Source organism: Gilliamella sp. B3023 (assembly GCF_026536845.1).
Taxonomy (GTDB): Bacteria; Pseudomonadota; Gammaproteobacteria; order Enterobacterales; family Orbaceae; genus Gilliamella; species Gilliamella apicola_E.
This window is the reverse complement of sequence record NZ_JAFNNH010000019.1, coordinates 1-13,874: the sequence shown is the minus strand read 5'-3', so window position 1 is coordinate 13,874 and position 13,874 is coordinate 1. Positions and strand designations below refer to the sequence as shown.

General features: G+C 31.8%; 11 protein-coding genes. 2 read left to right on the top strand and 9 right to left on the bottom strand.

The window, feature by feature from the left end; genetic code table 11:
• Positions 1-35: 35 nt before the first annotated feature.
• The 4 genes from J3U16_RS10215 to J3U16_RS10200 form a co-directional block, all read right to left on the bottom strand.
• Positions 36-1,559 (bottom strand): exopolyphosphatase, encoded by a 1,524-nt coding sequence (locus tag J3U16_RS10215; RefSeq protein WP_267338644.1) that lies wholly within the window; start codon positions 1,557-1,559, stop codon positions 36-38.
• Between the two features lie 10 nt (positions 1,560-1,569).
• Complete coding sequence (gene ppk1 / locus J3U16_RS10210; RefSeq protein WP_065562829.1) at positions 1,570-3,627, bottom strand: polyphosphate kinase 1; 2,058 nt, start codon at positions 3,625-3,627, stop codon at positions 1,570-1,572.
• Between the two features lie 112 nt (positions 3,628-3,739).
• Positions 3,740-5,152, bottom strand: a complete 1,413-nt coding sequence (gene pykF, locus J3U16_RS10205) for a pyruvate kinase PykF (RefSeq protein ID WP_065562828.1) — start codon at positions 5,150-5,152, stop codon at positions 3,740-3,742.
• Positions 5,153-5,483: 331 nt separating this feature from the next.
• Positions 5,484-5,903 (bottom strand): META domain-containing protein, encoded by a 420-nt coding sequence (locus J3U16_RS10200; RefSeq protein WP_065734124.1) that lies wholly within the window; start codon positions 5,901-5,903, stop codon positions 5,484-5,486.
• Positions 5,904-5,976: 73 nt separating this feature from the next.
• Here J3U16_RS10200 and hrpA point away from each other — a divergent pair, with 73 nt between their 5' ends.
• Positions 5,977-9,846, top strand: a complete 3,870-nt coding sequence (hrpA, locus tag J3U16_RS10195; RefSeq protein ID WP_267342991.1) for an ATP-dependent RNA helicase HrpA — start codon at positions 5,977-5,979, stop codon at positions 9,844-9,846.
• 49 nt (positions 9,847-9,895) lie between these two features.
• On the opposite strand, the gene J3U16_RS10190 is transcribed toward hrpA, so the two are convergent.
• From J3U16_RS10190 to J3U16_RS10180, 3 genes are all read right to left on the bottom strand, one after another.
• Positions 9,896-10,939, bottom strand: coding sequence for a YdgH/BhsA/McbA-like domain containing protein (locus J3U16_RS10190; RefSeq protein ID WP_267330365.1), 1,044 nt, complete (start codon positions 10,937-10,939; stop codon positions 9,896-9,898).
• Positions 10,940-10,986: 47 nt separating this feature from the next.
• Complete coding sequence (locus J3U16_RS10185) at positions 10,987-11,700, bottom strand: helix-turn-helix domain-containing protein (protein ID WP_065562825.1); 714 nt, start codon at positions 11,698-11,700, stop codon at positions 10,987-10,989.
• Positions 11,701-12,022: 322 nt separating this feature from the next.
• Entirely contained in the window at positions 12,023-12,505 is a 483-nt protein-coding gene (locus J3U16_RS10180) for a phage/plasmid replication protein, II/X family (protein WP_267330366.1), read from the bottom strand.
• A 34-nt stretch (positions 12,506-12,539) separates the two neighbouring features.
• Between J3U16_RS10180 and J3U16_RS10175 the strand changes: the two genes are divergently transcribed.
• Positions 12,540-12,737 (top strand): hypothetical protein, encoded by a 198-nt coding sequence (locus J3U16_RS10175; protein WP_065734120.1) that lies wholly within the window; start codon positions 12,540-12,542, stop codon positions 12,735-12,737.
• 419 nt (positions 12,738-13,156) lie between these two features.
• Here J3U16_RS10175 and J3U16_RS10170 read toward each other — a convergent pair whose 3' ends face one another.
• Both J3U16_RS10170 and J3U16_RS10165 read right to left on the bottom strand, forming a co-directional pair.
• A complete protein-coding gene (locus tag J3U16_RS10170) occupies positions 13,157-13,444 on the bottom strand; it encodes a hypothetical protein (protein ID WP_267330367.1) in 288 nt (95 codons plus the stop codon).
• 195 nt (positions 13,445-13,639) lie between these two features.
• Positions 13,640-13,874: hypothetical protein (locus J3U16_RS10165; RefSeq protein WP_267342989.1), on the bottom strand; the 235-nt coding region annotated here is incomplete at its 5' end.

The following is a 13,874-nucleotide window of genomic DNA, read 5'->3' as shown; positions in this document are numbered from 1 at the left end:
TCACCGCCAGTTTAACTGGCGGTTTTTTTGAGTGATTAAAACATTTCAATCGATAATTTCCAATCATTAACCGATTTCCAATATTTCTGCTCCTGCTCTAAATCAAGCAAGATTAACTTATTATTTTCAACAAACTTTTCGTTGAGTTCTATCGTCAGTTTGCTCAATTTATCACTATTTAATTTTAATCTAAATGCAGTGAGATCCAGATCGTTATTACGCTGATTATTAAATAAAACGGCAAGCCGCAAAATCTGCAATAACGAGATGATATGCTTGTATTCGAATAAACTAAAATAGGGCAGTTCATCAATGTTAATTGACTTTCGATGATAACGTACAAGGGTAGACAATAAAAGCTGTTGTTCTTCGTTGAATCCAGGTAGGTTACTATTTAATAGAATATAACTCGAATGTTTGTGAATTGATGAAAAATTTATTTTCAGTCCCACTTCATGGAGTTGCGCTGCCCAATAGAGGATAGATTCTAAATGTTGCGGAATATTAGTCGAAGTTTGCATTTTCCATTGTGCAAAAAGATACTTTGCCGTTTTCACCACTTGTTTGGCATGACGCTCATCAATGTTGTAATGCTGAGAGAGTGATTCGGCTGTTGTTTGTCTTATATCTCGATAATTTGGACCATCAATAAGTTCATACAAAACTCCTTCACGCAATGCGCATGGGCTAAATTGAAGCTCTTGTAACCCTAATGCATTAAAAACGCCACTAAAAATGGCTAACCCGCTGACGAAAACGTTTTTTCTTTCTTCTGAAAGAGATGGATAGTCAATATCATGAAAAGACTTGAATTCTAAAATATAACTGATTAAATCATCCAAACGTTTAGGCGTAATGATTCCATCGCTGACACCTAAATCTAATAATATTTTGTAAATACTTTTGATTGTGCCGGAAGTACCAAATGCGACACTAATATTTTGTCTTTTTATTGTGGTAATAAGATTTTCAATTTGTTGCTCAGCTGCCAGTTTAGCTCTTAAAAATGAATATCGGTCAATGGTCTTTTGTGGAAAAAATTGCTTAGTGTAAGTAACACAGCCCATTGGTCGACTTGCCACAATAAATGGTTTGAGATCGTTTCCTCGACCTATGGCAATTTCAGTCGATCCACCACCAATATCAATAACAAATTTGGTATCTTCTTCGGCGGTTGATTCGGCTGTCATGGTACCTAAATAGATTAAACGAGCTTCCTCTTGTCCGGAAATAATTTCAATTGGGTAGGGTAGAACCTTAGCCGCTTCGGCTAGAAATTTATGCCGATTGGTGGCGATACGTAATGTATAGGTTGCAACAATTCGAACATTTTCCGGGGGAAATCCATTCAACCGTTCAGCAAAGAGTGCAAGGCATTCTATACCTCGTTTAATACTTGACTCACTTAGCTCATAGAATTCATTTAAACCGGTAGCTAAATGAATATTTTTTTTATTTTTGTAAATAATTTGTGTTGCACCATCAATACAACGTGCAATGACCATATGAAAACTATTCGAGCCTAGATCAATAACAGCATATTCATCAAATTTATTCACGTTCAAATCCTTAACTTGCTGATTCTAATTGTTTTAGATAATCATAAATTGCACGTTGTGCTCTTACTTTCTTTTTATTACCTCTTTGGACGTAATTGTTCATATTATCTTTATCGATAATTCGAGCTTTGACATTATCATTACACTGAATATTGAAAATATTATGAATAGTGGATTTTAATGTCAGATCAAATATTTTTACGCCAACCTCAATCCGGTTATCAAGATTTCTAGGCATCCAATCGGCAGATGATATGTAGGTATCTTTATTACCGTCATTTTCGAAAATATAAACTCGAGCATGTTCGAGATATTGGTCAACAATACTGGTTACATAGATATTTTCACTTAAATTAGGAATTTGAGGAACAAGTATACAGGTACCTCGCACAATCATGCGTATTTTCACGCCAGCACATGAAGCTTTATAGAGTTGATTTATCATCTCTTTATCAGTTATCGCATTGAGTTTGAGATAAATGCCTGAAGGTTTCCCGGCTTTGGCGTTATTGATTTCTCTTTCAATAAATTCATGAAAGCGTAATCGTGTATTTTGTGGCGAAACTAATAAATGGTGAAAAGTTACCGGTTTAAATGGGTTTTCAATAAAGTTAAATACTTTGATAACTTCATCAGTAATCGCGGGGTCAGCCGTTAATAATGAAAAATCTGTATAAATACGTGCAGTTTTTTCATTAAAATTACCTGAACCAATATGAGCATAACGGACAATTCGATCGTCTTCTTTACGATCGATTAAGAATAATTTGGCATGAATTTTAAGTTTTGGTTGTGAATAGATAACTTTTATACCACTACGAATTAACCTTTTAGCCCATTTTATGTTTGCTTCTTCATCAAATCGAGCTTGCAGTTCTACGACTACTGTGACTTTTTTACCGTTGTTTGCTGCATTTATAGCAGCATGAATAAATCTGGAGTCTTTAGCTACTCGATAAATATTCATACGAATATGGGTAACAGCAGGATCAAATGACGCTTGTCGCATAATTTCAAGCACATGTCCAAATGAATAGTAAGGATAATAGAGCAATACATCTCGGTCTTTTATTGTTGCAAAAGCATTTCTGAATTTCTTGAATCGATTATAAGCAAGGCTTGGTAAGCGTTTATTAAGTAAGTTTTTGACACCAAGATCTGGAAAATTTGCTAAATCTTTGAAATTGGGATAACGTCCACCAGGCATTGCATCTTGTTCAGTTAATCTTAGTTTATTTATTAATAATTCAAATAATGCCTTTGGCATGTCTTTTTGGTATGTAAAACGAACTGGCTGAGCAGTTAACCGCTGTTTCAAACCCTGAGACATTAACTCAAGTAAACTATCAAGTTCAGTATTTAATTCGTATTCAGCATCACGATTAATATTTATAGAATAAGCATTTAATTCTACCGCATCAAAGAAGACTTTAAAAATATCCGCTAAACAATAACGTAAAATGTTATCTAAAAAAATAATTGATTTATTTTTAGTTGAAACTTCTGAAGGTAATAAAACAAACCGAGGCGCATTATCTGTAGGAAGTTCAAGTAATGCATAGCTAATACTATCTTTACAGATAATTTCAACTGCTAAATAAGCATGATCATCTTTTAAAAATTGAATCAACTCAGTATGGCTATCTAACAAAATAGGGGTAATATACTGTCTTAAATTTTGCTTATAATAATTTTTTATCCAAGTTTCTTGATAAGTGGTAAGTTGCCTTTCATTTATTAGGAAAATCTGATTCCTTGCCATTTCTAATAATAGCTCGTTATAAAGCTGATCAAATTGTAATTCAAGTTGAATGACTTTTTGATTAACCTGACGCAATAAATGTTTAGCATTAGATGTTGCTTGAGCTTGTTCTTGCTCAATAAGGACATATTTTTTTAAATTTGCAAATTGGACTTTATAAAATTCATCAAGATTACTTGAGTAGATACCTAAAAAACGGATTCGTTCTATGAGAGGATTACTTTCATCAGCAGCCTCTTGTAACACCCGTTGGTTAAATGATAACCAACTTAGTTCTTTAGGTAAATATACTTTTTCTATTATCATTTTTTGTAATGCCCATTCCACTAATTTGATTTATTACAGAATAACGTAAGATAAAAAAAAAGCTAGCATATAGCTAGCTTTTTATCATTCATTTAAACAAAATTAAAGGTGATTAGATGCGGTGAACAGAAGTTGTGTTAGTTGTTCCGCTTGGAACTAATGCACCTGATACCATAACAATTGTATCACCTTGTTTTACATTACAAATTTTAACAGCCATTTCTTTACCTAAACGGTAGAAATCATCTGTTGAATTAATTGCATCAATTAAAATAGGTTCAACACCTTTAGATAAGGCAAGTTGATTGACAGTTTTTTGGCTTGAAGATAGAGCCAAAATACGAGCTGTCGGGAAGTAATGACGAAGTTCACGAGCTGATTTACCGCTACGAGTAGCAACAACAATTAATGGTACATTTAATCGTTCTGCGATTTCAACAGCACCACAACATACAGCAGCAGTAATACGTAATGTTTCTTCTTTTGTGGTTAGCTCTAATTTAGCTGGGATAGTACCATCAGTACGCTTACAAATAGTAGCCATCACATTAACTGCTTCAAATGGATATTTACCTTTAGCACTTTCGCCAGATAACATAACAGCGTCTGTACCATCAATAATTGCATTAGCAACGTCACCAGCTTCAGCACGAGTAGGACGTGGGTTTTTGATCATTGAATCTAACATTTGAGTTGCAGTAATAACTGGTTTTGAAGCTTTATTACATTTTTTAATCATCATTTTTTGAGCAAAAATAACTTCTTCAACCGCAATTTCCACACCTAAATCACCACGAGCAACCATGATACCATCAGATGCTTCTAAAATTTCATCAAAGTTATCTAAACCTTCTTGATTTTCGATTTTAGAAATGATTTTGATTTCTTCACCGCCGTGAGCTTTAAGATGAGCACGAATATCTTCAACATCAGAACGTTTACGGATAAATGATGCTGCAATAAAATCTACACCTTGCTCACAACCGAAAATTAAGTCATTTTTATCTTTTTCAGCTAGTGCAGGTAATTTGATTGAAACACCAGGTAAGTTAATACCTTTATTTTCACCAAGGTCACCGTTATTTAAAACTTTACAAATAACTTCGTTACCTTTGATTTCTTGAACGTCCATAGCGATTAAACCATCATCAACTAATACACGGTTACCTGGTTTAAGATCTTGAGCAAATCCTTTATATGTAACGGCTACACGTTCTGAATTACCAACTACATTTTCATCAGTAGTAAAAGTGAAAGTTTGGCCTGCTACAAGTGATACATCGTTACCACCTTCAAGCTTAATAGTACGAATTTCTGGGCCTTTAGTATCTAACATGATGGCAGCTTTTAAGCCTGTTTCTTGCATTACTTCACGTAAATTTTTGATTCGATTACCATGCTCTTCATAATCACCATGAGAGAAGTTTAAACGCATTACATTCATGCCTGCATTTAATAATTTAGTTAGCATCTCTTTTGATTCTGATTTTGGTCCTATGGTACAAACGATTTTTGTCTTTTTCATAATATTATCTACTAGTTGTTAAAGTTAATGTTCAAATTTAAATAAATGGTTTTAAATATAAATATTTAAACAAAAAAAACCAATGCCAGTGCATTGGTATAAAAAGGGAAGAGTAACTTTAAAAAGTTACTCTTATTAAAAGCAATATCTAAAGAATTTAGTAATCTCATCAATATAAGCCATTCTTAAAAACTTTTTTTATTATAGTCTTAACGACATTTTAAATAAAGTTTTTTATCAAAAAACTAGACATCAATTGAGATAGAAAAAAACTAAAACATTTTTTTGGTTAAATTTTTACCAAGTTTGTGATAAAAAATGTCTTTTTAAATTACATTAAATCTTTAAGTTGATAAATTAGTTCAATATCTTTATTTTTTAAAGTCAATAGATCTTTGTCCAAACTGACTGATGCTCCATCTTGAATTAATTGAGCGATGGTATCATCTAACTTACTCAATTGCTCATCATCACAAGCCATTTTTGCCATACTAACACCAGGGCCTTTGATCGTTTCGTTTTCCAATTCTACTTTTGCAACAAAGCGATTACACATTTTTCCATAAATATTCATGTTTTCACCAAATTCAAGCTCAGCGTTTTTATCTGTTGAAATATCTTGACCATTGGCTTTAATCAATACAAAGCGATGATGCATTAAATCTTCAGCTTTAACGCTCTTAGATTCACCACAACCAGTCATCACGAATGTTCCAGTAAAAAGCATTATTAATAGTAAAGTCTTTTTCATCTTAACTCCTAATAGTTGGCTAAATTTGATATAATCAGTTTAATTAAAATTTAATAATTACATTTTACTCTTTATGTTAATTCAACAGCAAATTAAATTTTTTCAATCAATGACTTTCTTAGATCAACACAAAATAAGAAAGCTTTCAAACAAAAATCAAAATTTAGATACCATCGAAAAGGCGATTGCTCAAGCTGTTGCACATTATAATGTTCGATTACAATCGTTACCTAAAAATATCGATTTTCCAGATAATCTACCAGTAGTTGATAAGAAAGAGGCGATAGCTGAAGCAATTAAAAATAATCAGGTTGTAATTATTGCCGGTGAAACAGGTTCAGGAAAAACGACACAAATACCTAAAATATGTTTGGAACTAGGCTTAGGTGTTAAAGGTTTTATTGGCCATACCCAACCGAGAAGGTTAGCAGCTCGTTCAGTTGCCAATCGTATTGCTGAGGAATTAAAAACAGAAATAGGCAACTTAGTGGGCTATAAAGTCAGATTTTCTGATCATGTCAGCGAAACTACTTTGGTTAAATTGATGACTGATGGAATTTTACTGGCAGAGATTCAGCAAGATAAATTATTACTTCAATATGATACTATTATTATAGATGAAGCTCATGAACGTAGTTTAAATATCGATTTTATTTTGGGATATTTGAAACAATTATTACCTAAACGTCCTGACTTAAAAGTCATCATAACTTCAGCTACAATAGATGTTGAACGTTTTTCAAATCATTTTAATCATGCTCCAATCATTGAAGTTTCAGGTCGAACCTATCCTGTCGAAGTTAGATATCGTCCAACAATTCTTAATGATGATTATGGAAATGACAAAAATAATGATTTTCAGCCTATTATAGATGCAATCGATGAATTATCTTTTGAAAGTAATGGGGATATTTTGATTTTTCTTACAGGGGAGCGTGAAATACGTGATCTGGCTGATACGCTAAGGAAAATTGAACTGAAACATACTGAGATTTTGCCTTTATATGCTAGATTATCAGCATCTGAACAAAACCGTATCTTTCAATCACACAGTGCTCGAAGAATTATCTTAGCTACAAATGTGGCTGAAACATCCTTGACCGTTCCTGGTATTAAATATGTTATCGATCCTGGTTTAGCAAGAATTAGTCGTTATAGTTATCGGACGAAAGTTCAACGATTACCAATTGAACCTATTTCTCAAGCATCAGCGAATCAAAGAAAAGGGCGTTGTGGTAGAACTTCAGATGGTATTTGTATACGTTTATATGATGAACAAGATTTTTTATCCAGACCTGAATTTACTGAGCCTGAAATTCTTCGAACCAATTTAGCATCAGTTATATTACAAATGACTTCATTAGGCTTAGGTGATATAGCGGCTTTTCCATTTGTTGAAGCACCTGATTCTAGATATATTCGTGATGGTATACGATTATTAGAAGAATTAGGTGCAATTTATACTAAACATCATCATTATCATTTGACTGAGATAGGACAAATTTTATCTCAATTACCTATTGATCCTAGATTAGCTAGAATGCTAGTTGAAGCTAGACGGTTAGGTTGTATAAAAGAAGTTATGATTATTGTGGCAGCACTATCAATACAAGATCCTCGAGAAAGGCCATTTGATAAACAGCAAGCTTCTGATGAGAAACACCGTAGATTTGCTGATAAAGAATCTGATTTTATATCACTTATCAATTTATGGAATTATGTAACAAATCAACAAGCAGATTTGTCGGGTAATCAATTTAGACGGTTGTGTAAAAAAGAATATCTTAACTATCTTAGAATTCGAGAATGGCAAGATGTTTATACACAAATTAGACAAACCATTAAACAACTTGCTTTTCCGATTAATAGTCAATTAGCGGATTATCGTTCACTGCATACTGCGTTATTAAGCGGCTTATTGTCACATGTTGGTATGAAAGAAATTGAAAAACATGAATATATCGGTGCTCGTAATATTAAATTTGCTATATTCCCTAATTCAGCCATCTTTAAAAATCAACCAAAATGGTGTATAGCTAGTGAACTTGTTGAGACAAGCCGGCTATGGGGTAGAACGGCTGCTAAAATTGAAGCAGATTGGATTGAACCATTAGCAAAACATCTAGTTAAATATAGTTATAGTGAGCCTAGATGGTCTAAAAAGAATGGGACAACTTTAGCCAATGAAAAAGTAACTTTATTCGGTCTACCAATTGTTGCAAACCGCATAGTTAATTATAGTAAAATTGACCCAGTACTAAGTCGTTCCTTATTTATTCGGAATGCTTTGGTTGAAGGTGATTGGCAAACTAATCACCAGTTTTATAAACAAAATCAGAAATTAATCAATGAAGTTGAGGATCTTGAACATAAATCTCGTCGTCAGGATATTCTGATTGATGATGATGATCTTTATAATTTTTATGATGAACGAATAGACAAATCAGTTATTTCCGCAAAACACTTTGATACGTGGTGGAAAAACAAACAAAAAATAGACCCTGATTTTTTAAATATTGAAAAAAATATGCTGATTAAACAATCAGCTCAGCCTGTAAAAATAAACGATTATCCAGATTTTTGGTATCAGAATAACTTGAAATTACCTTTAACTTATCAATTTGATCTAGGTAATGCACGTGACGGTGTAACAATTTCTATTCCGCTTAATATATTAAATCAAATAAAAGATACAGGATTTGATTGGCAAGTACCTGGATTTCGTTATGATTTAGTTATTGCTTTAATAAAATCATTACCAAAATCTTTACGCAAAAGCTTAGTTCCTGCGCCTAACTATGCTGAGGCTTTTTTAAGTAGAGTTAATTCAATTGAACATCCATTACTTGAAACATTAGAAAATGAATTTAGGAAAATGACAAGTATAAAAATTCAGCCAACTGATTGGCAATTAGAACAAGTACCAGATTACTTAAAAATGAATTTTAGTATTGTTGATAAGGGACGAGAAATAGCTTTTGGCAAAGATCTAATGATGATTAAAGAACATCTTAAAACAGAAGTTCAAGAAGCATTATCATCGCTGACTCCAAAAAAATCTGTCAAAATAGAGAAAGATAATATTATTGATTGGAATTTTGGTCACTTACCAAGTATTTATGAAGAAAAACAAAATAATTATACAGTTAAAGCCTATCCAGCCATCATTGATAATCAAAACTCGGTCAGTATTAAACTGGTTGATTCACTTGAGGAACAAAAAAGATTAACCAAGCTCGGGATTAGACGATTGTTGATTTTAAATATTCCATCTCCAATTAAATATTTGCACGAAAAGTTACCAAATAAATCTAAATTAGGCTTATATTTTAATTCATTCGGTACAGTTCTTAACCTTATTGATGACTGCATTGCCTGTGGAATAGACTACTTGATTAAGAAGTACAATCAGAAAGTTAAAAATCAAGAACAATATCAAGAACTGTTAGGTTATACCAAAGAGCATATCAATGAAATTGTAGTGGATATAGCTAAACAAGTGGAATCAATTTTAACTCTCCATTTTAATATTAATAAAAAACTTAAAGGCCGTATCGATTTGTCTTTAGCATTTGCGTTATCTGATATCAAAGCGCAGCTAAATGAGCTAGTTTATAAGGGTTTTGTGGCAAAAACTGGTTATAACAAACTCCATGATATTTATCGCTATTTAACCGCTATAGAAAAACGGATAGAGAAGTTAAGAACTAATGTGGCTAAAGATAGACAGTCGATGAATATAATAGAAGAAGTGAAAAACGAATATCAAAGTTGGTTTAATAGTTTGTCAGAACATCAAAAATCATTGAATGATGTTACGAATATTAAATGGATGATAGAAGAACTTAGAGTTAACTTATTCGCTCAACAACTCGGCACACCGTATCCAATTTCTGCAAAAAGGATAAAACAACAAATAGAAACTGTATCTTCTGAATTATAGAATATAATTATAAGGATAAAAAAGAAGGGCGCTTATGCGCCCATTTTGATTATTTATAAAGATCTACAAATACAGTGATGTTTGGCCCTTTAGAATCATGAGCAACTCGAGCAATATGATAATATTTAGCCCCAGCTTCTATTGCTCTTTTTCCTGCTTGATATGAAATTTCCTGATCAGTAACGTAGTAACCTCTAAATTTCAGTGTATCAAAGGCAACCATTTTAGCCGCAGTTGCATCGTTAAGTTCCTGAATTTTTCGCCCATCAGGAAGAGTGACAGTGTAACGAGTTACTCTTTGAGGTTCAGTGGCAACGGTACTTATTGTTTCTGTATTTGATGTTGTTGTAACTTTATTAGTTGCAGCAGAATTTGTTGTAGTTTTATCAATTACTTTATTATTAAATTTATCTGCATAATATTTCTCGTTAAATGCAGAAGGGGAGTAATAACCAGGTTTTTCAACCTGCATTGCAGCTTCTCCACCTTTAGCTAATGCTAATTGACCCGCTTCAGAATCGTAAGGAATAGCATTTTCAGGTTGTAATTTACGTTCAGGAGCATCTTTTTTAAATAAATAAGCAGCTACTTGAATATTACTGCCTAATTCTGAACGTGAATCTATGTAAAAGCCATATGCACCTTGCGCTGATGCTTCTTTAGCAATAGCTTGATTTACATCATAATCTGTCGGAAAGTATCCACGAATACGCACAATGTTAAATGGTTCTAAGCGAATTGCTTTAGATTTTGGATATTCGTAAACACCTTCAAATTTACGTAAAGTTTCTGGTTGTTCTAAAGCTTTAGGTGCGTCTGCTTTATATAATTTTGCATAAACGATACGCAAAGTATCATTAGAAGGGCTGATATTTGTTGTTGTTATGTAAAAAGAAGCAGCTCCTTCATTGTCTGCAGCCTTTGACATAGCCATAACATAATCGCTATCAGTATAAAAAGCACCTCGAATCGTAATGCTTTTAAAAGATTGCATGCTGTTTGCTTGTTCTTCAGTTAATTGCTGAGCAGCAAAAGAACAAAATGGAATAAGCGCAACAGTTGTAGCGATAATTGTTTTCTTGAAACTTAACATATAAAAAACCTTACAATGAATTTTTAGTTATTTTAGCATAAATAAATTTAATTTCCTAAATCTATTAAAGCTTCCAAGTTATTGATATAAATATATTTACCTTTAGCTATTAAAATATTTTGCTCTTGTAATTTTGATAAATTACGACTTACAGTTTCAATCGTTAATCCTAAATAATTAGCTATTTCAGCACGGCTCATTGCTAGTTTTATATTTAAAGAAGAATGTCCTCTTTGCTGATATCGAAGGTAAAGAGAATAAATAAAGGTGGCCAGACGCTCATCTGATTTTTTCTGAGAATAGCAAAGAACCAATTTTTGATAATTATAAATGTCAGCACTTAATAATCTAAAGATTAAATCTCTAACATTCTTATTAGTATCAATTAATGTCATTAATTCATCATAATGCAGTTCACAGATTAGTGTGTTACTTAATGCCTGAATGTTGTTGTTATAAACTTTGGTTGAAATGGCGTCTAAACCAACAATATCTCCAGGTAGATAAAATCCATTAATTTGTTCATTATTTTCAGAAGTTGTAACAAATGTTTTAAGTGCACCGGAATGAACGATGAAGAATTTTTTAAATGGCGTTTTTGCTTTAACTATTATTTCGCCTTTTGAATAAGATCTTTTGCGTTCTAAAACACTACTTAATGTATTATTGAGTAACATCGGAATACAGAGCCCACCGAGACTGCATAATTCGCACGGAACAGAATAACTATTGGAACGTAATGTCTTATAAATACTATGCATAATATCCTAAATACAAGGGCTGTTGATTTGAAGTGATAAGGTTACCATATTTTGTCATAAAACAAAAATTGACCAATTTTTTTTGTATTTCTATTCAATAAAAAGAAAAGAAATAGAAAATCACTATTAAATTTTTAAATAACTACACTAAGTAATTAATCTAAACAATATAAATGAATTCTTGATAAAAGAATAGTCTTATAAAGATTTAGAATTGTTAATAGAGGGTGAATGGCGAATAAATGAACTTAATTGATTTAATATACTTTATTTAACATAATATACATTATGCGCACCAATATAGATTTATAAGAGAAGTGCGTTAAACAGCTTTTAAAAATTCTAAATTTTTTGGATCATCATAAAATGATGTTGGTTCTACATACCAACTCGGACGCTGACAATTAAAATCAATATTTATAACTCTGCACATCGGAATTACATTATTTTTCTGTTGTTGTAGATTCTGTAATTGCATCTTGCTTAATCCAATCCATAAAAAATCTTGTTCGTAACGCCAAAACGTTTTACGATCCATGGAATTTTTAACGAATTGATAACCATCATTCAATAACGATCGATAAAACGAATAAATTTTATTTGACTTCGAATATGAGATTTTCCCTGTTCTAGTAACAGTAAAATAACTATCATTTAATAATGTTCGTATACGTTTATCATCATAAACATTCATATCTGCACCTTTTATAACAGACAATATATCCTTAAAAGCTATTTGCCATAATTCTCTAATAATATTAATGCCATTTTTTTGATTATCCTTCTGATATTTAATAATATACAATACTGCATAAACCAAAAGACGTTTAGGAGTTAAAATGACAACGCAAAAACCAAAGAGAACTAGCCTAGCAATAAGCGCAGAAAGAAAACTAAGAATTGAAAGATTAGCAGTAGATTTAAGTTACAGAATAGGAAAATCCATTTCATGGACAGAACTAGCAACGTACATACTAGATAATTATGCAAAAGATGCGGTACAAGATATTATACATTCTGACAAAAAAATAAAATAAAGGCTAAAATGTGTCAAAATGACACAAGGTTGAACTATTATATATAGTTCAACCTTACACTAAATAAATTCTGTGAAAATATAAAAATGAAAAATAGAGACCCTAAAAATCTTTGGTACAATCCAAAGCTATATCGTTCTAAAAAAATAACAACAATAACACACATGACACACCAAGATATTTAATCTTTGCCGTTGGGTTTTGTGTAGGGTTTTATATATGTCATAGTTTTTTTTAGTTCGCATAATCTGCCGTTATGCTAAATTCTTGACTGTTAGCCACCTGCGGTGGCCAACATTATACAGCCTACGAATTAAACATAACGGCATTAACATTATGCGAACTGATTTTTTATAGAAATTATTAATTTCTATAAAATTTCTAATTCAAATAAAGTAATTGTGACGATAATATATCGTTTAATCTCCCAACTCCATACCTTGCGATGTTATTTTCTGATCAATAATAGATTTTTCTGCTAAATTTTTTCCTGGAGTATCTAATGTCTGGTTTAACATTTTGCTTGATATTGTTGTATACTGTTTTTTAGCCGTTAAATATTTACTTTTGGTTAATGCCAATACCTTATCTGATTCAGTCAATGCCTTGCTTAACTCTGCCTTCTGAACATCTTTAACGTCACCAAATTTAGCTAAATTAAACTTAATATAAGCTAAATTATTATTTTTAAAACTTAATATTTTCATAATACTCATTATCTTTATATAAATCACTTTCAAAAAAGTTATTTTTTCATCCGGTTTTATCTGCAAATTATGAGTTTGTATTTCACTCTCAGTTAACCATCGGGTCTCTGAAAACCCCTTTTTGTGGCTATCTGAATATAAATCGTTTGCTTGATAGGCCTCTTGAGTATAAGGGTTTTTGGGATAGTTTCATTATTACATCTCAATTAGCCAGGAATATTCTAAATTTTCTTTAGTTCGATTACGCACAAAATCTGAGGCTACAATTTTTTCATAGTAGTTATTGATTTTACGCCAATCTTCAGCACGAAAAGTAAAACTATCTTTATATCTTTCATAAATATAAGACGTTAATTCATTAAGATCCTGCAGATAGTTGTCATGTTGTTCTTGTGTAATTAAATTTACTTCTAATGCGTACTCAAACTCA

Coding starts and splice junctions, on each gene's coding strand:
- ppk1 (WP_065562829.1), bottom strand. CDS start 3,627: ATGATAATAGAAAAAGTATATTTACCTAAAGAACTAAGTTGGTTATCA.
- pykF (WP_065562828.1), bottom strand. CDS start 5,152: ATGAAAAAGACAAAAATCGTTTGTACCATAGGACCAAAATCAGAATCA.
- J3U16_RS10200 (WP_065734124.1), bottom strand. CDS start 5,903: ATGAAAAAGACTTTACTATTAATAATGCTTTTTACTGGAACATTCGTG.
- hrpA (WP_267342991.1), top strand. CDS start 5,977: ATGTTAATTCAACAGCAAATTAAATTTTTTCAATCAATGACTTTCTTA.
- J3U16_RS10190 (WP_267330365.1), bottom strand. CDS start 10,939: ATGTTAAGTTTCAAGAAAACAATTATCGCTACAACTGTTGCGCTTATT.
- J3U16_RS10185 (WP_065562825.1), bottom strand. CDS start 11,700: ATGCATAGTATTTATAAGACATTACGTTCCAATAGTTATTCTGTTCCG.
- J3U16_RS10175 (WP_065734120.1), top strand. CDS start 12,540: ATGACAACGCAAAAACCAAAGAGAACTAGCCTAGCAATAAGCGCAGAA.
- J3U16_RS10170 (WP_267330367.1), bottom strand. CDS start 13,444: ATGAAAATATTAAGTTTTAAAAATAATAATTTAGCTTATATTAAGTTT.